21 protein-coding genes are annotated in these 24,823 nt (G+C 59.6%); 6 read left to right on the top strand and 15 right to left on the bottom strand.

The features are described from left to right. Positions 1 to 137: 137 nt before the first annotated feature. From ycaC to JJL52_RS07140, 4 genes are all read left to right on the top strand, one after another. On the top strand, positions 138 to 770 hold the full coding sequence (gene ycaC, locus JJL52_RS07155) for an isochorismate family cysteine hydrolase YcaC (RefSeq protein WP_202051716.1): 633 nt from the start codon (positions 138 to 140) through the stop codon (positions 768 to 770). 37 nt (positions 771 to 807) lie between these two features. Next, complete coding sequence (locus JJL52_RS07150; protein WP_202051715.1) at positions 808 to 2,667, top strand: amidohydrolase; 1,860 nt, start codon at positions 808 to 810, stop codon at positions 2,665 to 2,667. A 262-nt stretch (positions 2,668 to 2,929) separates the two neighbouring features. Further along, on the top strand, positions 2,930 to 4,333 hold the full coding sequence (locus JJL52_RS07145) for an alginate export family protein (RefSeq protein ID WP_236994113.1): 1,404 nt from the start codon (positions 2,930 to 2,932) through the stop codon (positions 4,331 to 4,333). Positions 4,334 to 4,339: 6 nt separating this feature from the next. Next, positions 4,340 to 5,983, top strand: coding sequence for an MFS transporter (locus JJL52_RS07140; protein WP_236994112.1), 1,644 nt, complete (start codon positions 4,340 to 4,342; stop codon positions 5,981 to 5,983). 145 nt (positions 5,984 to 6,128) lie between these two features. Here the strand turns inward: JJL52_RS07140 and JJL52_RS07135 are convergent, their stop codons facing one another. The 15 genes from JJL52_RS07135 to JJL52_RS07065 form a co-directional block, all read right to left on the bottom strand. Further along, entirely contained in the window at positions 6,129 to 6,623 is a 495-nt protein-coding gene (locus tag JJL52_RS07135; RefSeq protein ID WP_202051714.1) for an REP-associated tyrosine transposase, read from the bottom strand. A gap of 278 nt (positions 6,624 to 6,901) precedes the next feature. Then, complete coding sequence (gene ureG / locus JJL52_RS07130; protein ID WP_202051713.1) at positions 6,902 to 7,510, bottom strand: urease accessory protein UreG; 609 nt, start codon at positions 7,508 to 7,510, stop codon at positions 6,902 to 6,904. 127 nt (positions 7,511 to 7,637) lie between these two features. After that, positions 7,638 to 8,309, bottom strand: coding sequence for an urease accessory protein UreF (locus JJL52_RS07125; protein ID WP_202051712.1), 672 nt, complete (start codon positions 8,307 to 8,309; stop codon positions 7,638 to 7,640). Further along, entirely contained in the window at positions 8,299 to 8,727 is a 429-nt protein-coding gene (gene ureE / locus JJL52_RS07120) for an urease accessory protein UreE (RefSeq protein ID WP_202051711.1), read from the bottom strand. The genes JJL52_RS07125 and ureE overlap by 11 nt, the downstream gene beginning before the upstream one ends. Positions 8,728 to 8,729: 2 nt before the next feature. Then, positions 8,730 to 10,433, bottom strand: coding sequence for an urease subunit alpha (gene ureC, locus JJL52_RS07115; protein ID WP_202051710.1), 1,704 nt, complete (start codon positions 10,431 to 10,433; stop codon positions 8,730 to 8,732). After that, a complete protein-coding gene (locus JJL52_RS07110; RefSeq protein ID WP_202051855.1) occupies positions 10,426 to 10,746 on the bottom strand; it encodes an urease subunit beta in 321 nt (106 codons plus the stop codon). The genes ureC and JJL52_RS07110 overlap by 8 nt, the downstream gene beginning before the upstream one ends. Positions 10,747 to 10,906: 160 nt before the next feature. Beyond that, on the bottom strand, positions 10,907 to 11,209 hold the full coding sequence (gene ureA, locus JJL52_RS07105) for an urease subunit gamma (protein WP_202051709.1): 303 nt from the start codon (positions 11,207 to 11,209) through the stop codon (positions 10,907 to 10,909). A gap of 16 nt (positions 11,210 to 11,225) precedes the next feature. Then, a complete protein-coding gene (locus tag JJL52_RS07100; RefSeq protein WP_202051708.1) occupies positions 11,226 to 12,089 on the bottom strand; it encodes an urease accessory protein UreD in 864 nt (287 codons plus the stop codon). A gap of 4 nt (positions 12,090 to 12,093) precedes the next feature. Then, positions 12,094 to 12,843: a HupE/UreJ family protein gene (locus JJL52_RS07095; protein ID WP_202051707.1), complete on the bottom strand. Its 750-nt coding sequence runs from the start codon at positions 12,841 to 12,843 to the stop codon at positions 12,094 to 12,096. A gap of 13 nt (positions 12,844 to 12,856) precedes the next feature. Further along, positions 12,857 to 13,636: an ABC transporter ATP-binding protein gene (locus tag JJL52_RS07090; RefSeq protein ID WP_202051706.1), complete on the bottom strand. Its 780-nt coding sequence runs from the start codon at positions 13,634 to 13,636 to the stop codon at positions 12,857 to 12,859. Next, positions 13,636 to 14,451 (bottom strand): urea ABC transporter ATP-binding protein UrtD, encoded by an 816-nt coding sequence (gene urtD / locus JJL52_RS07085; RefSeq protein ID WP_436231512.1) that lies wholly within the window; start codon positions 14,449 to 14,451, stop codon positions 13,636 to 13,638. The genes JJL52_RS07090 and urtD overlap by 1 nt, the downstream gene beginning before the upstream one ends. Positions 14,452 to 14,456: 5 nt before the next feature. Continuing rightward, positions 14,457 to 15,548, bottom strand: a complete 1,092-nt coding sequence (gene urtC, locus JJL52_RS07080) for an urea ABC transporter permease subunit UrtC (RefSeq protein WP_202051705.1) — start codon at positions 15,546 to 15,548, stop codon at positions 14,457 to 14,459. A 3-nt stretch (positions 15,549 to 15,551) separates the two neighbouring features. Beyond that, entirely contained in the window at positions 15,552 to 17,195 is a 1,644-nt protein-coding gene (urtB, locus tag JJL52_RS07075; RefSeq protein ID WP_202051704.1) for an urea ABC transporter permease subunit UrtB, read from the bottom strand. Positions 17,196 to 17,465: 270 nt separating this feature from the next. Continuing rightward, positions 17,466 to 18,773, bottom strand: coding sequence for an urea ABC transporter substrate-binding protein (gene urtA, locus JJL52_RS07070; RefSeq protein ID WP_202051703.1), 1,308 nt, complete (start codon positions 18,771 to 18,773; stop codon positions 17,466 to 17,468). A gap of 33 nt (positions 18,774 to 18,806) precedes the next feature. Then, a complete protein-coding gene (locus JJL52_RS07065; RefSeq protein ID WP_202051702.1) occupies positions 18,807 to 20,081 on the bottom strand; it encodes a hypothetical protein in 1,275 nt (424 codons plus the stop codon). A gap of 204 nt (positions 20,082 to 20,285) precedes the next feature. Between JJL52_RS07065 and JJL52_RS07060 the strand changes: the two genes are divergently transcribed. Together JJL52_RS07060 and JJL52_RS07055 are read left to right on the top strand one after the other, a co-directional pair. Then, positions 20,286 to 21,059 carry a hypothetical protein gene (locus JJL52_RS07060; RefSeq protein ID WP_202051701.1) on the top strand — a complete coding sequence of 258 codons (774 nt, stop codon included), beginning with the start codon at positions 20,286 to 20,288 and terminating at the stop codon, positions 21,057 to 21,059. Between the two features lie 376 nt (positions 21,060 to 21,435). Next, positions 21,436 to 24,816: an ATP-binding protein gene (locus JJL52_RS07055; protein ID WP_202051700.1), complete on the top strand. Its 3,381-nt coding sequence runs from the start codon at positions 21,436 to 21,438 to the stop codon at positions 24,814 to 24,816. Positions 24,817 to 24,823 lie beyond the last annotated feature (7 nt).

Here is a 24,823-nt window from a genome sequence, read left to right as displayed (position 1 = left end):
AATAAATCTCCCCCCAGCCCCTCTTTTTCAAAGAGGGGAGTGAATCATCTGCTTTTCGTAACACCCAACATTCGGGAAAGTTATTTCCTACCGGATCCTTAGGCATGTGGCGAGTTATTTCTTTAACGGAGATCACTATGAATGCGAAATACAAAAAACTGAACAAAGACGATGCCGCCTTGCTGCTGGTCGACCACCAGTCCGGGCTGATTTCGCTGGTGCAGGATTTCAGCCCCGGCGAATTCAAAAACAGCGTGATCGCACTGGCCGACATCGGCAAATTCTTTCGGTTGCCGACGATATTGACGACCAGCTTCGACGAAGGCCCCAACGGGCCGATCGTGCCGGAAATACTCGAACGCTTCCCCGATGCGCCTTTCATCCATCGCCCCGGGCAGATCAATGCCTGGGACAACGAAGACTTTGTGAAAGCGGTCAAAGCGACCGGACGCAGGCAACTGATTATTGCCGGGGTCGTGACCGACGTGTGCGTGGCTTTCCCCACCTTATCGGCCTTGGAAGAAGGCTATGACGTGTTTGTCGTTACCGATGCTTCCGGTACGTTTAATCTAACCACTCAGCAGAGTGCGTGGAACCGCATGTCGCAGGCCGGAGCGCAGTTGGTTAACTGGTTTGCGGTCGCTTGCGAATTGCAGCGGGACTGGCGCAACGATATGGAAGGATTGGCGACTTTGCTGTCGAATCATTTGCCTAATTACCGCAACTTGATGACCAGCTATTCCAGGCTGCAGGAAGCGAAGAATAAATAGCGCAAGCTGCCGAAAACCGATTGAGGAGGATCTTACGATGAATACCGTCAATACGCCGGACAAGATTTTCAGAAACGGCCGCTTTACCACCCTGGACCGCAAAAATCCCGAAGCCGGCGCCGTCGCCGTCAAGGACGGCGTGTTCCTGAGCGTCGGCGACGATGCGGCGATCATGAAGCAGGCCGCCGCTTCCACCCACGTCGTTGACCTCAAAGGCAAGCGGGCCATACCGGGTTTTATCGACAGCCATCTGCACCTTATCCGCGGCGGCTTGAGTTATTTGCTGGAATTGCGCTGGGACGGCGTGCCGGATGTCGCCACCGCTTTGGAGATGCTGAAACAGCAGGTGGCGATCACCCCGCCGCCGCAATGGGTGCGGGTAGTCGGCGGCTTTACCGAGCACCAGTTCGCGGAAAAGCGCCTGCCCACCCTGGAAGAAATCAACGCGATTGCGCCCGATACGCCCGTGTTCATTCTGCACTTGTACGACCGCGCCCTGCTGAACCGCGCCGCGTTGCAGGCTTGCGGCTACGATAAAAATACCCCCGATCCGCCGGGCGGCGAAATTCAACGCGATAGAAGCGGCCATCCGACCGGTTTGCTGATTGCGCGTCCGAATGCGATGATTCTGTACGCCGCCTTGGCCAAGGGGCCAAAACTGGCGCCGGAAGATCAACTGATTTCCAGCCGGCACTTCATGCGCGAACTGAACCGGCTGGGCGTAACGTCGGTGATCGATGCGGGCGGCGGTTTCCAGAATTATCCCGAAGACTATCAGGTGATCGAACAGCTTGCCCGAGACAAGCAACTGACCATCCGCATCGCCTACAACCTGTTCACCCAAAGGCCGGGCAAGGAACTGGAGGATTTCCGGACCTGGACCCAACTGCTTAAACCAGGCCAAGGTTCCCCCATGTACCGCCATAACGGTGCGGGCGAAATGCTGGTGTTTTCCGCCGCCGATTTCGAAGATTTCAAGGAGCCCAGGCCCGATTTGGCGGCAAGCCTGGAAGACGAGCTTTACCGCGTCGTGCGGCATCTGGCGGAAAACCGTTGGCCGTTTCGCATTCACGGCACCTATGATGAATCAATTTCCCGCTTCCTGGACGTGTTCGAACGGGTCAACGCCGAATTTCCCCTGGACGGCTTAAACTGGTTCATCGACCATGCCGAAACCGTCACGCAGCGCAACCTGGACCGCATCAAGGCATTGGGCGGCGGCATCGCCATCCAGCACCGCATGGCTTACCAGGGCGAGGATTTCGTCGCGCGCTACGGCGCCAAGGCGGCCGAAGCCACGCCGCCGATCCAGCGGATGCTGGCCACCGGGATTCCGATCGGCATGGGGACGGATGCCACGCGCGTCGCCAGCTATAACCCCTGGATCGGCATTTATTGGCTGGCGACGGGCAAGACCGTGGGCGGATTGACTCTTTATCCGCCCGCCAACCGCCTGCCGCGCGAAGAGGCTTTGAGGTTATACACCGAGGGTTCGTCGTGGTTCTCCACCGAAAACGGCAAGAAAGGCGCGATCGTCGCCGGGCAATATGCCGATTTTGCCGTCTTGCCCGAAGACATGATGACGATCGCGGACGATGAGCTGAAAAACCTGAAAGCCGTCATGACCGTGGTGGGCGGCGAGATCGTCTACGGCGATGAGGAGTTTAGGGAATTCGACCCGCCCGCATTGCCGGTTTCCCCGTCCTGGTCGCCGGTGATCCGTTACGGCGGCTATCATGCAGCCGCACCTCACGCCAACGCCATGGCACAGGCCTGCGCCTGCGGCACGGCTTGCGGCATCCACGGACACGCCCATGCCCGGGCTTTTCAAAGCCGTGTTCCGGCGGCCGATTTGAAAAGTTTCTGGGGCGTGTTGGGTTGCAGTTGTTGGGCGTAAGGATCTGGTAGGAAATAACTTCCGGAATGTTGATGGTTTCGAAAAGCAGATACTTCACTCCCCTCTTTGAAAAAGACGACTGCATGGATGCAGGAGGTAGGGCAATGCATGGAGCAATTGCCGACGACTGCATGGATGCAGGAGATAGAGTAACGCAGGGAGCAGTTACCGAGGGGTTAGGGGAGATTTTTCAAATAAATCCCCCTCGATCCCCCTTTTTCAAAGGGGGAAGTTATTTTTGACGAAATCCTAAGTTTTTTTGATGTCCATGGCTTATTGGATTTTACTGTTTTTACTGAATCTGGCGATAGGCTTTAATGCCTGGGGGGAATCCGGCGCCGAGCCTGCGCCGGCTGCCTTTAAAACCCTTCGCTACGAAGAAAATTACCAAGCGATGAAAGATCCCAAGCGGCGGCACGGTTTGGGGGATGACATCAAATATATCGCTCTGCCGTTTCTTCCGGACGCTTATTTAAGCCTGGGCGGCGAGTTGCGGGAACGCTACCAGAACCTTCACGGTTATCAATTCGGCCTGGCGGAATTCGAGGACGACGATTATCTCCTTCAGCGGGTTTTGCTGCATGGCGATTTACATTTGGGCAGCCATTTTCGTGCCTTTGTCCAATTCGGCAGCCATTACGCATTCGGCAAGGCCAACGAAAAATCCCCGGTCGAAGAAGACCATTTCGATCTGCAACAAGGTTTCGCGGAATGGCAATGGCCTTTGGGAGGCCATACGCTGACGATCCGCGGCGGCAGGCAGGAAATGAGTTTCGGCTCCGAACGGCTGGTTTCGGTTCGCAACAATCCGAACATTCGCCGCAGTTTCGATGCGGTGCGCGCCGGCTTCAAGGGCGGCGGTTTTACGGTGGACGCCTTCTATTCCGCGCCGCTGGAATTAAGGCAGGGCGTATTGGACGACCGGGATGACGACGGCCAGCGCTTCTGGGGGCTTTATTCCGTATTTAACCGGCCGGCGGCCCGGTATGCCCCCAGCATGGATTTTTACTACCTTGGCCTGGACCGGGCCGATGCGGTTTACACCCAAGGCATTGCCGACGAGCATCGACATACCCTCGGCAGCCGGTTATGGCGCAAGTCCGGAGGGTGGGATTACAATTTCGAATTCGCCTACCAGTTCGGCCGTTTCGGCAAGGATGCGATTTCGGCATGGACCGCGGCGTCGGATACGGGTTACCGCTGGAAGCATGTGGCTCTCAAACCGCGGCTGGGTTTGAAAATGGACATCATCAGCGGCGACGACAATCCCCATGATCGTACCCTGAAAACCTTCAATCCCTTGTTTCCCAAACTGGCCTATTTTTCCGAAAACGCGTTGGTCGTGCCGGCGAATTTAATGAATGTGTACCCTTATATCAGTTTCGAAGCCGGGGAAGGCATTGAGCTGAGTCTGGGCTGGGATTTTCTCTGGCGCTACAGCGTCCACGATGCGTTTTACGTCAATCCGTTTCAACCGCTGGACGGCACTGAGCAAAGCCGTGAACGCTATATCGGCAGCGAGCTAACGTTGGATGCGGGCTGGCAGGTCAACCGCAACATTCAGTTGAATTTCGCTTACGTTCATTTGTTTACGGGCGGAACGCTGCGTTCCGTAAAAGCCAATGATGTCGATTTTCTGATGCTGATGACCAGTTATCGATTTTAATCCCCGATGAAGGAAAAGACTCCGGTGCCGCAAAATAAAACACCCCCGCGCCAATCGATCTGGCAGCCGCTGGCTAACAAGCTGTTTTTAGCCGTCTGGTCGGCGACACTGGTTTCGAATACCGGTACCTGGATGAACGACTTGGGAGCTGCGTGGCTGATGGCTTCGACGACGGCTTCTCCGGTGATGGTCGCTTTGGTCCAGACCGCCACCTCGCTGCCGATCATGCTCCTGGCAATCCCGGCGGGCGCATTGGCCGATATCGTGGACCGCCGCCGTTATTTGCTGGCGACGCAAATCTGGATGTTTGCCAGTGCGTCGGGTTTATTGTTCTGTACCCTGTCCGGGTTGACGACGGGCTGGGTTTTGGTGGTGTTCACTTTCTTGCTGGGCTGCGGTACGGCGATGAGCATGCCGGCGTGGTCGGCCGTCACGCCGGAACTGGTCGCCCAAAAGGAACTGCATGCCGCCATCACGTTAAACGGCCTGGGCGTCAATATTTCCCGCGCGATCGGGCCTGCGGTTGCGGGTTATTTGATCGCCCTCTACGGCGTGCCCAGCGTATTCCTGGCCAATACCCTATCCTTCCTCGGCGTCATTGCCGTCATCGCCTGCTGGAAAAGAACCCCGAACGAAAGCGGTTTGCCCGCCGAACGCTGTTTGGGCGCGATGCGGTCGGGCTTGCGGTACGCGCGTTATTCCAGCTTGCTGCCTGCCATATTGATCCGGGGCGTCGGCTTCTTTCCGTTCGCCAGCGCCTTGTGGGCGCTCTTGCCGATCTTGGTCAAGCAGCGCCTGCATGCCAGCTCTTCCGTCTACGGCCTGTTGATGGCCGGCATCGGCTTGGGCGCGATTACGATTGCGATCGCGCTGCCGCGCATCCGGCAGCGCATCCGTTCCGACAATCTGGTGCGCCTGGCGACTCTGGCTTACGGGGGCGCTTCGGCCATTCTTGCCACCCAGGACGATCTTTACGTCTTGCTGCCGGCCATGGGGCTGGCGGGCGCGGCCTGGATCTGCGTGATGTCGTCCCTGCAGGTGGCGGCTCAGGGCAGCCTGCCGGATTGGGTGAGAGCGCGCGGCTTGTCCGTGTTCATGATGGTATTCATGGGCGGCATGGCGGGCGGCAGTTTGCTTTGGGGTTTTCTGGCCAAGCGCTACGGCATCGAAACGAGTTTTCTGACCGCCGCCGCCGGCTTGATCGTAAGCATTCTCCTCACCTGGCGATACCGCATCGGCGATCACGACGATATCGATTTCACGCCTTCCATGCATTGGCCGTTGCCGATGGTCGACCAAACCCCGGAACACGATAAAGGCCCCGTGCTGGTAACGATCGAATACACGGTTGCAGGCGGCAGGCTTGATGAATTTTATGAACTTTCCCATCAATTGAAGAAAATCCGCAAACGCGACGGCGCGTACTTTTGGGAACTTTTCCAGGATACGGCCAAAGCCGACCGTTACATCGAATGCTTTATGGTGGAATCCTGGCTTGAACACCTGCGCCAGCATGAACGCGTTTCGGTCAGCGACCGTGTTTTGGAGGATCGGATCGGCGCCTGCCTGGCCGTCGGCGAAAGCAAGAAAATCAACCACTATGTGGCGCCCGGTTACGCGAAAAAAGCTAAGCGCAACCTTAAAAGATAACTGCCCGCTTGAAAAATCCGGCTGTCCCCGCGCTATTGATTCGAAACGTGTTTTGCCGGGTACGGCAATTGCGGCTTCGGCTGTTCAAGCCGGCGACTCCTTGGCTTGATGCGCGGATGCAGGATGAGGCTGAAGCGCCGCGGCTTTATGCCATGTCCATTTGCCAGGACAACGGATAGACGCCTTGCTGCACATAGGGAAAAAAAGTCGAATAGGGCCAGTCGGCGACGCCCTTGACCAAGCCCTGGTTGACCGGATTGTAATGCAAAAAATTCAGATGCCGGGCAAAATCCTGGTCGTCGCGCAGCATATAGCCGAAGCAGCGCTTGCGTTCGAAATCGCCGTCCTCGTCGCCTTGCAGGCCTTCGAAAAGGCCGGCCAGTTCGGCGAATTCATCATTGACCTGCTGCCACAGCAAGCTGGCCGCCTCCGCGTCGCCCGGCAGCGTCATGATGCCCTGCACATATTTCGGCAGAATCACCAGCGCATCGAGATTGAACGGGTATTTCCGCTTGATCTTCACCAGTTCGAGGCAGAGCGCGCGGATCCGGTGCATCGCGGCGCCCGAGCGCCATTCGGGCAATGCCAGGGTGAAAAAATAAGTTTTGCCGCGGATACGGTAACGGTTCAATTCGGTCATGCCGGTTTGCCTCGAAAAGTTAAACGGAATCGCACTGTCCGGTTAAAACAGGAAAAAGCGCTCGGCGGCGCCTTCCGATGGACCCATGCTGACAGATTTTGAAAGCAATAACCGGACCAGACCGTCAAAAATAAACAAATTCCGCGTCTTTGCGATCCCTCCCGACCGGCGGCGCCGCGAACTGTGTGATATGACACAGGTCTTTGCCGCGGAATCGGGCAAATGCCCCAATTCGGAACAATATACCGACTATCGGTTTTAAGCCGCGAATACGCGCTTTACAGTATCCCGGCCTTGATAATGAATTCTTCGACCAGTTTAAGCCCCTCGCCTTTTTTCAGGTTCGTAAACACGAACGGGCGTTCGCCGCGCATTTTTTTCGCGTCCTGATTCATGACATCGAGTGAAGCGCCCACGTAAGGAGCCAAATCGGTTTTGTTGATCACCAGAAGATCGGAGCGGGTAATGCCCGGCCCGCCTTTGCGCGGGATTTTGTCGCCGGCCGACACATCGATTACATAGATCGTCAGGTCGGCCAGCTCCGGGCTGAACGTCGCGCTGAGGTTGTCGCCGCCGCTTTCGACCATCACGAAATCGAGATTGCCGAAGCGCTCGCAAAGCTCGTCGACCGCGGCCAGATTCATCGAAGCGTCCTCGCGGATCGCGGTATGCGGGCAACCGCCGGTTTCGACGCCCAGAATCCGCTCTTCCGGCAGCGCCTGGCTGCGGATCAGGAATTGCTGATCCTCGCGGGTATAGATGTCGTTGGTCACCACGCCGATTTCGTAGCGGTCGCGCATGCTTTTGCACAGCGCATCGACCAGCGCAGTCTTGCCGGAGCCGACCGGCCCGCCGACGCCGACTCTCAATACAGGTTTGCCGCTCATTTTTTCTCCAATCACTTCGTAGGGTACGCTGCGCGTACCATTTAAAAACCCTTCGGCTCCGCCCGAAACAAGGTACGCACAGCGTACCCTACCGCTTCATCCGCCACTTCGACACGTACAGCGTATGCTACGACCGGAACAGGCGCGAATACTGCATCTCATGACGGCTGCTGGCCAACGCCAGACCGAAAACACCGCCGCCGATCCGCTCGTCTTCGATCCGCAAGGCACAGTCGACCGCAGACGGGATTTCCTCCGCTAGATTCAGCAACAATTGCTGCCCCGCCACCTGACCCAGAGGCACCAGCTTGACGGCACAGAGGACCTGATTTTCGAGCCAGCTCCAGGCATAGCCGAGCAGCGCCTCGCGTTGGGCTACGCCGAGCCGCAGCGCGGCCAGCGCGAACAACCCCGCCCAGGTGACCGTGCCGCCTGGCGGCTTGATCTCTTCGCCGATACCAAGCGCAGCCAGCAGACGCTGCAAGGCGAGCCCGGTCTGCCGGTCTTCTGCACGTAATTCAGCAGACTCCCGGCAGCTGAGCAGCAGGCTGCTCCAGTCATCGGCGGCACGGCCGTCGTTCCGTTCCCACGCGGCGTAAAGCCGGGCCAGGACCGGCAAATCGACGTTTGCCACGCTTCTTTGCAGCACCGCGCCGATCCACGCGCCGGCCGACGCGGCATCGATGACCAGACCGTCGTCCACCGCTTTTTCGAGCCCCTGCGAGTAACTGTACATTCCGACCGGCAAGCCGGGGCTCGCCAACTGCAGCAGCCGCAGCAACGGCAGATCAGTGGCCATGCGAATGGTAAGCCCCGGCTTCGGGCTCAAAAGGCAGCTGCCCATGCTCCACGGTCAAACCGAGCCGTTCGAGCATGTCGTCGAGCACATGATCGGAGAGATAGCGCAGCTCGCCGTCCATGATCTGCAGCGGCACGTGCCGATTGCCGAGATGGTAGCAGGCTCTGGCGAACAGCAGAGGATCGGCGCAGCGCACGACCGACAGCGCCTCGGGCGCGGCCTTGACCAAAACCCGATAGCCTTCGCTGCCGGTCAGCACGCTGCCCGGCCGCAGGCACTGGCCGCGAATCGCGAACACGCCGACCTCGACACCGTTGTCGGTCCGGGCCGCGCAGCGGCTTTTCTGGCGGATGTCGAACGGCAGCGTCAGACTGTCGTCGGCTTGTTCGGAAGATGAAAGCTCGGTCAGTTTCAGCATGGTCAGAACAGGAAATAGCGTTGGGCAAAAGGCAGTACCGCGGCCGGCTCGCAGGTCAGCAATTGCCCGTCCGCAATGACCGCATAGGTTTGCGGATCGACTTCAATCACCGGCTGGTAGCGGTTGTGGATCAAGTCGCTCTTGCCGAGCGTGCGCGTGCCGCGCACCGCGCCGATCATTTTTTCGAGCCGCAACTGCCCGGGGAGGCCGTCGTCGATCGACGCCCGCGAGAGGAACAACATCGAGCTCCCGGCCGCCGCCCGGCCGTAACTGCCGAACATCGGCCGGTAATGCACCGGCTGCGGCGTCGGGATCGAGGCGTTCGGATCGCCCATCGGCGCGGCGGCGATAAAGCCGCCTTTGAGGATCAGGCTCGGCTTGATCCCGAAAAACGCCGGCTGCCAGAGCACCAGGTCGGCCAGCTTGCCTTTTTCGATCGAGCCGACTTCATGCGCGATCCCGTGGCTGAGCGCCGGGTTGATCGTGTATTTGGCGATGTAGCGCTTGACCCGGAAATTGTCGTTGCTGCTGGTGTCTTCCGCCAGCGAACCGCGCTGCACCTTCATCTTGTGCGCGGTCTGCCAGGTGCGCGTGATCACTTCGCCGACCCGGCCCATCGCCTGCGAATCGGACGAAATCATCGAGAACGCGCCGAGGTCGTGCAGGATGTCCTCGGCGGCGATCGTCTCGCGGCGGATTCGCGATTCGGCGAACGCCACGTCTTCGGGGATGCCCGGATCGAGATGATGGCAGACCATCAGCATGTCGAGGTGTTCGTCGATCGTGTTGACCGTGTACGGCCGGGTCGGATTGGTCGACGACGGCAAGACGTTCGGCAGCCCGCAGGCCTTGATGATGTCGGGCGCGTGGCCGCCGCCCGCCCCTTCGGTATGGTAAGTATGGATCGTCCGGCCCTTGAACGCCGCGATCGTGTCTTCGACGAAGCCGGATTCGTTCAGGGTATCGGTGTGGATCGCCACCTGCACGTCGAAGCGGTCGGCGACACCCAGGCAGCAGTCGATCGCGGCCGGCGTGGTGCCCCAGTCTTCGTGCAGTTTCAGCCCCATCGCGCCGGCGCGGATCTGCTCTTCGAGCGCAGCCGGCAGGCTGGCATTGCCCTTGCCGAGCAGGCCGAAATTCATCGGAAACGCATCCAGCGCCTTGAGCATCTGTTTCAGATTCCAAGGCCCCGGCGTGCAGGTCGTCGCGTTCGTCCCGGTCGCAGGCCCGGTGCCGCCGCCGATCATCGTGGTAACGCCCGAATACAAGGCTTCCTCGATCTGCTGCGGACAGATGAAATGGATGTGCGCGTCGATCCCGCCCGCGGTCAATATCTGGCCTTCCCCGGCGATGATCTCGGTGCCCGGCCCGATCACGATATCGACCCGGTCCTGGATGTCCGGATTGCCGGCCTTGCCGATCCCCGCAATTCGCCCGTGCTTGATGCCGACGTCGGCCTTGACGATGCCCCAGTGGTCGACGATCAGCGCATTCGTAATCACCACGTCCATCGCGCCTTCCGATGCAATTTGGCCCTGCCCCATGCCGTCGCGGATCACCTTGCCGCCGCCGAATTTGACCTCTTCGCCGTAGAGCGTATGGTCGGCTTCGACTTCGATGAAGAGTTCGCTGTCGGCCAGGCGCACCCGGTCGCCGGTGGTGGGGCCGAACATCTCGGCATAGGCTCTGCGGCCGATTTTATTCATTATGACTCTCCAAATCGCCCATCACTTGCTGGCGGAAACCGTACACTTGCCGGAGCCCCCCAAACGGGATCAGGCGCACCTCGCGGATCTGCCCCGGCTCGAAGCGCACCGCGGTGCCGGCCGCAATGTCCAGCCGGCAGCCGCGTGCGCGGCTGCGGTCGAAGTCCAGCGCCGGATTGGTTTCGTAAAAATGGTAATGCGAACCGACCTGGATCGGCCGGTCGCCGGTGTTCGCGACTTCGATCAGGATCGCCTCGCGGTCGGCGTTCAATTCGATGTCGCCGGGCACGGTGATGATTTCGCCTGGGATCATAATCGACTCCAATTCTTTTAATGTCATATTCGTAGGATGGGCTGACGAAGGAAGCCCATCAATCGCGAATGTGCGATGCGATGCGCTTCACTTCGTTCAGCACATCCTACGTTTTTGACTTCAATATTTTTAATGTAATCGTACCCATCCTGCCTCCGGCTTATGCAATCGGATTATGCACCGTCACCAGCTTGGTGCCGTCCGGAAAGGTCGCTTCGACTTGCACGTCGTGCAGCATCTCTGCAACGCCTTCCATCACGTCTTCCGGATTCAGCAGGGTACGGCCGTACGCCATCAATTCGGCGACCGTGCGGCCGTCGCGGGCGCCTTCCAGGATCGCGGCCGAAATAAAGGCGACCGCTTCCGGATAGTTCAGCTTCAATCCTCGTGCCTTGCGCCGCTCCGCCAAGAGCGCGGCGGTGAACAGCAGCAGTTTGTCTTTTTCGCGGGGTGTCAATTGCATCCTTGATTCCTGTCGTTCAATATGCCCAAATGCGCGGCGGTACATCCGCGCGCTGCAAAACCTCCGGCCTGAGCGCCGCCCAGACCGCCTGAAAAAAGCCGCGCAGCCGGTCCGCGCGCGCCTCGACGGCCCGGCAGACCAATACCTCGTCGATCAGCGTCACACCGCGGCCCGGCGCCTCGCCGATCAACTCGCGCACGATGTCCAGCGTTTTGCGCGAGGCGGGCGTTGCGAACAGGGTTCCGCACGACGAGCGGCCCTGCAGGCCCCAATTCGCCTGCACAGCCTCCGCATCCAGCAGCACGCGTTCGGTATGGATCGGCCGGCCCGCTTTGAACAGCCGCCACCCCGCCTCCACGAAGCCGTCGTCAAAACTTTCCCCGGCCGAAGGCCGCCCGAATACCAGCATGTCCCAGCCGATGAAGCGGGCCGCATCGTCGAGTTCGATCCGCATTTCGGAACGGAGCCTCGCGCCGCGATAGACGATCGTTTCCTGCGGCAGCCATTCGAGCGCGGCGCGATTGCCGACCGTCAACCTGACCGACTGTTCGGCGATCCGCGCTTCGCTGCGGTAACATTTGCCCGCGGCCGGCGTGGTCAGCAAAGCTTCGGAACCTTCCGCCAGCATGGCCTCGATTTCCAGGCGGTCGCCCGCCACCATGCCGCCGGGCGGATGCAGCAGATAAACATGGCAGACCCCGTCGCCCGGATAAAACGGCCGCTGCACCGCCAAAGGCCCCCGGTGCCGCCGCTCGACGAGCACCGTTTTGTCCTGCCGGCGCGAAAAACCCAGATGCAGCTCAGCTTCCCAGCCCGGCCGCTGGTTTTGTCGGGCATGGCCGGGATGAAGCGGGCCGGCGCCGTCCGGATCAAGCAGCATCCGGTCAGCCCCCAAGCAGCAGGATCATGCCGGCACCGGCGCAGATCGCGCCGAATGCGGATTTGATCCAGCAGCTCCGCGCTGCCGAGACGCGTCCGATCAGCAACCCGACGCCGAGCAGCAGCGCGGACGAAACGAGAAAGCCGGCCGCATAGCTGAAGGCCTGGCTGTCCGTTCCGGCTTCGAGCGCATGCACGTAGCCGTGACCGAAGGCGAACAGCGCCGCGAGTACGCTCGCCCAGCCGTGTCGAGCAGAAACGTAGGATGGGTTCGACTGCATGGATGCAGGAGGTAGGGCAACGCAGGGAGCGGTTGCCGCCGGCGCGCTTTGCCTACGGCCTTCAAATTTTACAGTGTTTTCCGTACGCCGAACCCACCTTTTACCCCACCCTACGTTATTCGCCAAAAAAAATAATTTCGACGGAATTCCCAGTAGAATCACTCCAATCGCCAACACCGACGCAGCGACCCACATTTCCGGCCCCTGCAGCACCATGCCGGCAAACGCCAAAGATGCCCCGGCCGCCATCGCAGCGAGAAAAGCGGCCGGCAGCCGTCCGCGCGCCGCTCCGCCTAAAAAGCCCGCCCACAGGCCCACGCCGACCATCGCCAGGATATGGTCGATGCCAAGCAGCGGATGCCGAAGACCGGCCTGAAGATCATAGGCAAGGCCGTGGCCGGTATGGGCTTCCGTCGGCATCGACAGCGATAGCAGCAACCCTGCAAAAAAAATTTCCAAATGATGGTGCTTCATGACATTTCTCCTTTCATACGGTCAAGTAGCGCTTGACCAAATCATCGTTCAATTGCCGGATCGGGCCGGCTGCGACGCCGCGCCCGCGGTCCATGATACAGAAACTGTCGGCGATTTTGCGCGCGAACGGCAGTTTCTGTTCGACCAGCAGCACCGTCACCCCGAGCTCCCGGTTGATTCGGGACACCGCTGTATGAATCTCATGCTGCGGTTCGCCGGCAACAGACGCGGGCGGCGTTTTGCCGAGCCCGCGGTTCAGCCGGCTGATCACGTCGCCGATTTCGCTGACGATGTTCGGCTGGATACCCTCGGTCGGCTCGTCCAGTATCAACAATCGCGGATTGATCACCAGCGCCCGTCCGATCGCCAGTTGCTGCTGCTGACCGCCGGACAGATCGCCGCCGCGCCGTTTCAGCATCGTTTTCAGCACCGGAAAAATCTCGAACACCTGGTCGGGTATTTTGTTGCCGAAAGCCTTCGGCGCGACGCGCAGGCCCGTCTTCAGATTTTCTTCGACGGTCAGCAGCGGAAAGATCTCGCGGCCCTGCGGCACGTAGCCGATCCCCAGCGCCGCCCGCTTCTCGGCCTTCAGCGAAGCAATGTCGGCGCCGTCGAACCGGATCGTGCCGCCGCTGCTCTTGATCAACCCCATCACCGTCTTGAGCAGGGTCGTCTTGCCGACGCCGTTCCGCCCGAGCAGGCACAGACAGGCACCGGGCGGAACATCCAGGTTCATCCCCCAAAGCGTATGGCTTTCGCCGTAGTATTGATCCAACGATTCGACTTGCAGCATCAGTCCCCCAAATAAACCTGTATGACGCGCGGATCGTTCTGCACCTCGTCCATCGTGCCCTCGGTCAGCACCGAACCTTCGTGCAGCACGGTCACTTTGTGCGCGATCGAGCGGATAAACTCCATATCGTGCTCCACCACCACGATCGAACGCTTGCCCTGCAGCGACAGCAAGAGTTCGGCGGTGCGTTCGACTTCCTGATGCGTCATGCCCGCGACCGGCTCGTCGATCAGCATCACCATCGGCTCCTGCATCAAAAGCATGCCGATTTCGAGCCATTGTTTCTGGCCGTGCGAAAGGATCCCCGCGCGCTTCCCGGCCAGACCGGCCAGGCCGATCGTTTCGAGCGTCCGCCCGATCGCATCGCGCTGTTCGCCGGTCAGCCTGAACAACAGCGACGGCCAGGTGCGTTTGTCCGCTTTCAGCGCCAGCTCGAGGTTTTCGAACACGGTCAACGCCTCGAATACGCTCGGTTTCTGGAATTTCCGGCCGATACCGGCCTCGGCGATCGCCGCCTCGTCCATTTTCAACAGATCGATCGTCTGCCCGAAGAATACACTGCCCGTGTCGGGGCGGGTCTTGCCGGTGATCACGTCCATCAGCGTAGTCTTGCCGGCGCCGTTGGGGCCGATCAGGCAGCGCAGTTCGCCCGCGCCGATATACAGCGACAGGCGGTTCAGCGCCCGGAAGCCGTCGAAACTGACCGACACATCCTCCAGGTACAGGATCGTGCCGTGCCGGGTATCGACGACCCCTTCCTGATACATCACGCCCGAAAAAGACGGCGCGTCGACCGTCTGATTTTCCATCGCCATTTCGATCATGCGGTACGCTCCTTCAGCCGGCGGTTCAAGAGGCCGGCGATCCCGTCGGGCAGCGCCAGCGTGACCAGAATGAACGCGCCGCCGAGCACGAACAGCCAGGCGTCGGGCAGGAGTCCCGTAAACACCGTTTTGCCGAAATTGACCAGCACCGCGCCGACGATCGCGCCGTACAGCGTGCCGCGTCCGCCCAGCGCGACCCAGACCACGATTTCCAGCGAGTTCAGCGGCGAGAATTCGCTCGGATTGATGATCCCGACCTGCGGCACATACAAGGCGCCGGCGATTCCCGCCAGCATCGCCGCGAACACGAAAATCCAGAGTTTGTACATCTCGACCCGGTAGCCGATAAAGCGCACGCGCGACTCCTGATCGCGGATCGCGGTAACGACCCGGCCCAGCTTGGTGTTGACCAGCCAGCGGCATCCCAGCAGCGCGCCGATCAACGCGGCGCCGGAAATGAACAGCAGCGCCGCCCTGACGCCTTCGGCCTGGATATTAAAGCCGAGGATATCCTTGAAATCGGTCAGCCCGTTGTTGCCGCCAAAGCCCATCTCGTTCCGGAAAAAGGCCAGCATCAGCGCATAGGTCAAAGCCTGCGTCATGATCGAAAGGTAAACGCCGGCCACCCGCGCCCGGAATGCCAGCCAGCCGAACACGAAAGCCAGAAACCCAGGCGCCAAGAGCACCATCGCCATCGCAAACCCGAACCGGTCGAAGCCGTGCCAATACCAGGGCAGTTTATCCCAGTTCAAAAACACCATGAAATCGGGCAGCAGCGGATTGCCGTAAACACCGCGCTCGCCGATCTGGCGCATCAGGTACATCCCCATCGCGTAGCCGCCCAGCGCGAAAAATGCACCGTGTCCCAATGCCAGAATGCCCGCGTAGCCCCAGACCAGGTCCAGCGACAGGCCGAGCAGCGCGAACGTCATGTATTTGCCGAGCAGCGATACCGTATAGGCCGAGAAATGCAGCGCCGAACCGGCCGGAAACAGCAGGCTGCACAGCGGCACCGCCACCGTGACTGCCGCCAGCACCGCCAATACGGCCAGGGCCGTTTTATCATTGCCGAGTAAAATGCGGTACATCGTTTAAGCCTCCGCTGCCCGGCCCTTTTGCGGAAACAGTCCGCGCGGGCGCTTTTGAATGAAAAGAATGATGAACACCAGCACCAGGATTTTCGCGAGCACCGCGCCGGCATAAGGCTCCAGAAACTTGTTCGCGATCCCTAACGAAAAACCCGCGACCAGCGTTCCGAACAGATTGCCGACGCCGCCGAACACCACGACCATGAACGAATCGACGATATAGGCTTGGCCCAGATTCGGTCCGACATTGGTGATCTGGCTCAAGGCGACCCCGGCAACTCCGGCGATCCCGGAACCGAGCGCGAAAGTCATCGCATCGACCCGGTCGGTCGGGATACCCATCGCCTTCGCCATCCGGCGGTTTTGCGCGACCGCCCGCACTTCCAGGCCGAGCCGGGTACGCTTCAGGATCTGCAGCAGGGCCGTAAACACCAGCAGGCAGAAAATCAGGATATAAAAGCGGTTCCAGGTCAGCGACAGGAAATCGTTGATCTGCCAGGAGCCGCTCATCCAGGAAGGCGTCGCGACGCTACGGTTCAAGGGCGAGAAGATCGAGCGGACGCCCTGTTGCAGGATCAGGCTAACCCCGAAAGTCGCCAGCAGGGTTTCGAGCGGGCGTCCGTACAGGAAGCGGATCAGGCCGCGCTCGATCGCCAGCCCTGCCAGCGCGGAAATCAAAAAGGCCGCCGGAATCGCGAGAAAGATCGACAAGCCCAGGCTGTCCGGCAGCAGTTGCTGAATCACATAAGTGGTATAGGCGCCGAGCATCATCAGTTCGCCGTGCGCCATGTTGATCACGCCCATCACCCCGAAGGTGATCGCCAGCCCGATCGCCGCGAGCACCAGCACCGCGCCGAGGCTCAGGCCGAAGAACACCGTTTCGGCCGCATGATATAAGCCGATCCGCGTATCGATCGCGTGCAGGGTGATTTTGGCCTGATTGCGGATATCCGCGTCGGCTTCCGCGTATCCGCCTTCGCCGTCGGGCTCCAGCATCGCGTTCAATTTGTTCACGACCTCCTGGCTGTCGTAATCCTGCAGTGCCTTGAGCGCCCGAATGCGAGCCGTTTTATCGCCGCTGTCGAGGTCGCGGACCAGAAAGATCAGGTCGATCGCCCGTTTGACGCGCTGGTCGGTTTCGACGGCGCTGCGTTTCTGCAGAAGCTCCAGCGTTTTCTGATCCGGATCCTTCGTCATTTCGCGAACCGCCGCCAGACGCGCCGAAGCGTCTTCTGCGCCAAGGCCCAACTGGCCGATCAGCTTGCGCAGTTCGCCGCGAATCCTGTTCGTGATATTGATCCGGCCGATCGCTTCCGCTTCGGCGAATCCCAGATCGGCGCCGTTCGAAGCCTCTTCGATCTTGAAGCGCCCGGCGTTTTTTTCCGCGATCACCAGCGCGCCGGTCGATTTTTCCTGATACAGCCGACCGTCCAGCAAGGCGCGCAAAATGTCCAGGCTGCGCGGATTGCCCGCTTCGGCCAGCGCCGCAATGCCTTGTTCGCGTTCGGCCATGGAGCCCCGGCCGACTTTCGCGACCGCTTCGGCATAGGCGTCCCGGATGCCCGGCTGTTCGGCGCGCGCGCTGCCGATCGGCAACAGCAGCGCAATCGTCAGGCCGATGATCGTGCTATAGGTTTTGATAATCATCTGGTGTCCCGAAATATTCAATTTCGATCGTTCCCATGCTCTGCGTCACTGCAATTAAGCCAAGCCGTCATCCCGGCAGGGATTGCCGGGATCCAGAGTACAGGGATGTCTTAAAGCTTGCCATTCTTGGCAACTGGATTCGGCAACTACTCCCTGCGTTGCCCTACCTCCTGCATCCAGGCAGTCGTCCGGCAATCCCTGCCGGAATGACGAGCTTTTCCTTAATTTAATGGCAAGTGACCCGCTGCATGGAAACGATCAGCGGGGAAGTTATTTGTAATTCTGCCCCGAGCATTTCTTGGTCTTGGTGTTGTAATTGCCGCAGCTGATCGGCGGCGTCCAGTCCGCGATGATCGGCTTGCTTTCGGGCAGATAGTCGGACCAGGCATCCCCATCCACGACCTTGTTGGTCTGCCAGACGGTCAGGAACTGGCCGTTGTCCTGAATTTCGCCGATCAGCACCGGTTTGCTGATGTGGTGGTTAGGCAACATTTTGGCCGTACCGCCGGTCAGGTTCGGGAACTCGACACCGATGATCGCTTTTTGCACCGCATCCGGATCGGTCGTGCCGGCCTTTTCGACCGCCTTCACCCACATGTTGAAGCCAATGTAGTGCGCTTCCATCGGATCGTTGGTGACCCGCTTGTCGTTCTTGATGAACTTCTTCCATTGGTCGATGAATGCCGCGTTCTTGGTCGTATCGACGCTCATGAAATAGTTCCATGCCGCCAAGTGGCCGACCAACGGCTTGGTGTCGATACCGGACAATTCTTCCTCGCCGACCGAAAACGCGACGACCGGAATGTCCTCGGCCGAAACCCCCTGGTTGCCGAGCTCCTTATAGAACGGCACGTTCGCATCGCCGTTGATCGTCGAGACCACCGCGGTTTTCTTGCCGGCCGAGCCGAATTTCTTGATGTCCGCGACGATGCTCTGCCAGTCGGAATGGCCGAATGGGGTGTAGTTGATCATGATGTCTTTCTTCGAAACGCCTTTCGCTTTCAGGTAGGCTTCGAGAATCTTGTTGGTCGTGCGCGGATAGACGTAGTCGGTTCCGGCCAGCACCCAGCGCTTGACCTTCAGGTCGTTCATCAGGTAGTCGACCGCCGGTATCGCCTGCTGATTCGGCGCCGCGCCGGTGTAAAATACGTTCTTGGACGATTCCTCGCCTTCGTACTGCACCGGATAGAACAGGATGCCGTTCAGCTCTTCGATCACCGGCAGCACCGATTTCCGCGATACCGAGGTCCAGCAGCCGAAGATCGCGGCGACTTTATCCTTGGTCAGCAGCTCGCGCGCCTTTTCCGCGAACAGCGGCCAGTTCGAGGCCGGATCGACGACCACCGCTTCCAGCTTCTTGCCGAGCAGGCCGCCCTTCTTGTTCTGCTCGTCGATCAGCATCTGCATCGTATCCTTCAGCGTGGTTTCGCTGATCGCCATCGTGCCGGACAGCGAGTGCAGGATGCCGACCTTGATCGTGTCTTCGGCGCGGGCGCCCGAGGCGAAGGTCATCGCCGCGGCGGCCGTAAAGGCCAACAGCTTTTTCGTGCCGAATTTTTTTGAAATGTTCTTAAACATACATGAATTCCTTAACTTGGTGTGGATGCTGAGTTAAATTTGGAGCTGAACGCCGAGCTTGATCGCGTTCACGAAATTGCCGTTGGCGGTGGGGTTCCAGATGCCGCCTCCGCCGGACAGGTCGCCGCCTTGCCAGAGCAGCGAAATGCGGGCGTTGTGGCCGTCGATGATGTAGTTGACGCCGCCTTCGTACTCGCTTTGATCCATGCCGCCTTCGGACATGACCTCGGTATACATCACATAAGGCTGGAACTGGCCGATCCCTATTTTGGCCGGAATCAGGTACAGCAGGTTGCCGGTGACGGCATCGCCCTCGAAGCCCCGCGCAAGGCCGCCGGCGCCGCCGCCGACGGTAAAGTTATTGGTATCCCCGGGAAGCGGCGTGCCGTTTGAATAGCTGATTCCGAAATGCTTGTATTCGCCGTTCGCGGTCAGAACGCCGCCATTGCCGAACACCTTTTCGAACTTCGCATCGCCCCCCACCAGCAGGACATTACCGGGATGCTCGAAACTGCCGGTGCCGTCCTCCTGATATTGGCCGAAGCCGGCCACCGTCAACACGTCGCCGTCGGCCCCGTAAGCGGTGCCGCCGGTGTAATAGCCGGGCGCCTTTTCCACATTCAGGATGTTGTAGGCGATACGGGTCGCGTAAAGCAGGTTGCCGTCCGCATTCGCCGTACCGGAACCGTGATTCAGCCCTTCAAAGGCGCCGAAAACGTATTTCAAGTGGCCGTCGAATGCCGCCCCCCAGATGTTGACGCCCTCGTCGCGGCCGAAGGTGCCGGCGTCCGGACCCGGCAAGTAATGGGCAATCGAAGAGTCGGAGGGTTCGAACGGCGTCTTGAACGGCTCGAAAGTCGCGCTGTAGAAAGGCCCGTTCATCTCGATGCGGCCTTCCGGCACCAACTGGCGGCCGGCCCAGACGTTGGCATAGTCGTTGAACTCGAACTTGGCGATGCCGTCCAGGATGCGCATCTCGCCGCCGCCTTCGAAGCAGTTCGCGCATTCGGTGTTGAATTCGAGCTTGATGTACTTGTGCAGCTGCGCGTTCATGTAGAGACGCAGGTTGTTCAGGTTGAAGTCGGTCGCCCATTTTTCGCCGCCCGGCCTGCCCGCGGTATCTTCCGAGGCCCCGAAGCTGGTTCTGAGACCCGCACCGACGCTGACCCATTTGGTATCGTCGATTTTGAAAGTCGCCCCGGCCAGCGCCGCCGGCACATGGCCGGCAGCCGCCGCCATGGCCAGCCCAAACGCCGACCAGACGGCAACGCGCCGCCTGCCTGCCGATTTTTTGCTAGAATCGCTCATGTTTAAATCCCCCAGAAATGAAAAAGCTTGAATGTGACTTGCGCATCAGGAACTGCGGATGCAGCCGTTGGATCAGGCTGGGGGCGATTATTCGGCGCACGCACTTTTTGCACAATGCGTCATCTGACTGATCAGTCAAATGACGTATGGCGGATTTCGGGGGCTTTTTCTATAGTGACGGAAACGGCAACAGGCATTCAACTTATGAAGAATCGCGTTCGACCCTGCCTCTGGCAGATCCTTTTTTTATTGGCGGGGTATTGGCTGGCCGGTGCCCAATGCGCTTCGGCGGGCGAGACGGCGAAGATCGACAAGGCCTCGGTACGCAATATCGAATTCACGCTCGATGACGACAACCTGGATCAGTTCGGCGTTGGCTTGAGCCCATCGTCAATCGCCGCGCAAATCGCGAAAAATCTGGCCGACGCCGATTTTCCGGTACATAAGGCGGCCGAAAAAACCTTCAGCCATACCCTCCATGCGCATCTCAGCCGAATCGAACACCAGGATACGCCGGCCGGATTTTCTTTCAGCATCGGAAACTCCGACCCGCGCGCGGAGGATTTTCAAAAAGCCGACGTCATCACGATCGAGTGTACCTTGACCGCAAAGCGGAACCCGAAGGAAACCGCCAAAGAGGCGGTGGAGTTCAGCGCGAACGCTCTCCGATCGATGAAGGACAAAAACAAAATCGCCGGCACGCTGGCCGAATACATCAGCGGGGCCTGTTACGAGCTTTTGGAAAACCTGGCGCTGGACGAAGCGGACGCTCCCGCTCCGGACGGTTCCGTTTCCGTTAAACGGCCGCGGTGGATGCCGAACATCCGCGTAGAAATCAAAAACGAACCTGCGTCGCCCAAAAACAGTACCGGCGAGTCCCCGGGCAATTTCAAAAACAGCGAGGAAACGCGGAAAAAAGTGATCATCCACAACCAGGGCACGCCGGTCATTCTGAAATTCGGCCACGAACGCTTGTAAGCGGCGCCGGCTCTCCGTCAACAGGCTAGATAATCCCCCCTGTCCGCCGGTCGGCTCGGGGGCAACGGTACGCGACGCCTAACCGGCCTACGGAATCGGCCGCGTTCCGGACACCGCTAAACGCTTTATGCTTCGAGTCGTAGGGTACGCTGCGCGTACCTTGAAAGGTTAATTCAATGCCATTAAGTTAAGCCGTCATCTCGGCAGGGATTGCCGGAATGACGGCTTAACTTAATGGCATTGAAGGTTAACCCCGGCACTTGCTTCCGCATCGGTACGCGCAGCGTACCCTACGGCTCCGGCAATACGCCGGGCCGCTTTATCAAACGCCGATTAAACGTTATGCTTCGGTTTTTTGCCGGGATCCGCAATCACTATGGCCAGCGTCATCTACCAAAACATCTCCAAGATTCGCCGCGACTACAATGCCTGGGTCGCGAACGAAACGCTGGAAGATTACGCCTTGCGCTTCGCGCCCCGGTCGTTCCGGAAATGGTCGGAATGGCAGGTCGCCAATACCGCCTTCGGTTCGACCTCATTCCTGGTGCTAGAGGCCATCGGCGGCTTTTTGGCGATCAATTTCGGCTTTACCAATGCCTGCTGGGCGATCGTCTCGGTCGCGGCGATCATTTTCATGATCAGCTTTCCGATCAGCTATTACGCCGCCCGCTACAACATCGACATCGATCTTTTGACGCGCAGCGCCGGCTTCGGCTACATCGGATCGACCCTGACTTCGCTGATCTATGCCTCGTTTACCTTTACCCTGTTCGCGCTCGAAGCCTCGATCATGTCGCAGGCCCTACAGCTGTATCTGGAGATTCCGCTGGCCCTGGCCCATGTGATCAGCGCGGTGATCGTGATTCCTTTGGTCACCTTCGGGATCACCACGATCAGCCGGCTGCAGCTGTGGACGCAGCCGGTCTGGCTGCTGCTGTTGATCGCGCCCTACATCGGCCTGCTCCGGCACGAGCCGGAGGCGGTATTGACGCTGACCGCTTATTTCGGCATCGCCGGCAGTTTCGAAGGCTTCGACTGGCTGGCCTACGGGGCGGCGACCACGATCGCGTTTTCGATGATCGCGCAAATCGGCGAACAGGTCGATTTTCTGCGCTTCATGCCCGAGAAGAAAAAAGACAACCGGGTCCGCTGGTGGATCGCAACGATTACGGCCGGCCCCGGCTGGATGGTGTTCGGGATGGCCAGACAGCTGGCCGGGGCTTTGCTCGCGCACCTGGCGGTCCGGCACGGCATTGCGCCCGAACATGCCCACGAACCCACGCAAATGTACCTGATCGCCTACCGGGAAATGATCGGCGATCCCCGCCTCGCGCTGGCCGTCACCACCTTGTTCGTGGCGCTGAGCCAGATCAAGATCAACGTGACCAACGCTTATGCGGGCTCTTTGGCCTGGTCGAACTTTTTTTCCCGGCTCACCCATACGCACCCCGGCCGGGTGATCTGGCTGCTGTTCAACGTGATGATCGCGCTGCTGTTGATGGAATTCGGCGTGTTCGGCGCGCTCGAAAAAATCCTCGGCCTGTTCTCGCATATGTCGATCGCCTGGATCAGCGCGGTCGCGGCCGAGCTGATGATCAACAAGCCGCTGGGGCTGAGCCCGAAGGCCATCGAGTTCAAGCGCGCTTACCTGCCCGACCTGAATCCGGTCGGGATCGTCTCGACGCTGGCGGCATCGGCGATTTCGATCCTGGCCTATGTGGGGCTGTTCGGGGAATTGCCGCAGGCGTTTTCCGCATTCATCGCGCTGGCGCTGACCTTCGTGCTGGTACCGGCAATTGCCTGGCTGTACGGTTCCAAACGTTACCTCGCCCGCGACCGCTTGATCCGGAATCGGAAACTGCACAATACATGCTCGATCTGCGCCAACGAATTCGAGCATGAAGACATTGCCTACTGCCCGGCCTACGCGGGCAGCATTTGTTCGCTCTGCTGCACGCTCGATGCGCGCTGCTTCGACGCCTGCAAGCCGGGCGCCACGCTCGAAGACTACCTGCATTGGCTCGCGCGGCGGTTGCTGCCGGCCCGCTGGCCGATCGAAATGCGGCTGCGCCTCCTGCGCTTTGCGCTGCCGTTTCTGTTGCTCTCCGCGCTGAGCGGCATTTTCATCGGCATCATTTATTACCAGGACCTGATGGCGGCCGCGCATCACGTCGCGACCTTCCGGCTGCTGCTCGAAAATTTCGTCAAAACCTATACGGCACTGCTGGTGTTTATCGGCCTTTGTACCTGGTGGCTGATTCTGAACGACGAAAGCCGGCGCATCGCGCATGAGGAAACCGCGAAACAGACGCAAACCCTGCTGACCGAAATCGAAAAACACAAACAAACCGATGCCAAACTTCAGCAGGCCCTGTCCCTGGCCGATTCGGCGAACATCGCGAAAAGCCGCTTCCTGAGCAACATGAGCCACGAAATCCGTACCCCTCTGAACAGCATCATCGGCTATGCGCATATCCTCGAAAACGACCCCTCGATCCCCGAGCACCGGCAGCAGGCGGTCAAAACGCTGAAACGCAGCAGCGAACACTTATCGGCCCTGATCGAAGACATTCTCGACATCGCCCGCATCGAGGCGCGCAAGTTCGAGCTCAAATACCGCCCGGTCAATTTTCCGGTCTTCATCGATCATCTGGTACAGATTTTCCGCGAACAGGCAACCGACAAAGGCCTGACTTTCCGCTGCCATATCGCCAACACCCTGCCCCACTGCATCCGCGGTGACGAACGGCGCATCGGCCAAATTTTGATCAATCTTTTGAGCAACGCGGTCAAGTTTACCGAAGAAGGGGAAATCATCTTCAAAATCGGCTACAGCGGCGGCGTCGCGACCTTTCACATCACCGATACCGGGATCGGCATCGAGGAAGCGCATCTGCAGAATATTTTCGAACCGTTTACGCGTTTGAACGCGCCGGGCGGCAAGGTCTCGTCCGGCAGCGGGCTGGGACTGACGATCAGCAAGATTCTGGCCGAAATCATGGGCGGCGAACTGACCGTCAAAAGTACGCCGGGGCAAGGCTCGCAATTTTCGGTGCGGCTGTGGCTGCCGAGCCTCAGCGCGCCGGCCGACCTACTCGAAACCGATATCACAGGTTATCATGGCCGCCGGCTCAAATTGTTGATCGTCGACGACCAGATCGACCACCGGCAACTGTTGATGGTGCTGCTGGAGCCGCTGGGCTTTTATCTAACCGAAGCCGATTCCGGCGAAGAATGTCTACTCAAAGCCGGCGAGGACAGCCCCGACCTGATCCTGCTGGATTTGTCGATGCCCGGCATCGGCGGCGCCGAAACGGCCGTACGCCTCAGGCGGCAGGGCTATCCCCACCCGATCGTCGTGCTCAGCGCGAATGCCTATCCCGACGACCGCCTCGCCGCGCTCAATGCCGGCTGCAACGACTTTCTGGCCAAGCCGATTCAAGTCAAGGAACTTTATTACAAACTGAAACTGCATCTGAACCTGACCTGGATCGTGAAGGAATGGAACCCGGGCGGCGCGCCGGCTTCTGCGGCTGCCGTCGCCCGCCCGCCGGCGGAGATCATCGATTTGCTGACGGGCTCCGTCCGGATCGGCGATTTGCTTGGCTTGACCCGGCAGCTCAAACAGCTCGACCGGGAATATCCCGAATACCAGGCGTTTTTTGCCAAAGTCAAACAGCTGGCCGGCGAATTCCGGATTGCCGAAATCAAGAAACTGCTGCAGACGCCGTTGCCCGATCATCCGCCGCTGCCCTGAGATGACC

The sequence above is a fragment of the Candidatus Methylomicrobium oryzae genome (assembly GCF_016745425.1).
GTDB classification, from domain to species: domain Bacteria; phylum Pseudomonadota; class Gammaproteobacteria; order Methylococcales; family Methylomonadaceae; genus Methylomicrobium; species Methylomicrobium oryzae.
This window is presented reverse-complemented; position numbering and strand designations above follow the sequence as displayed.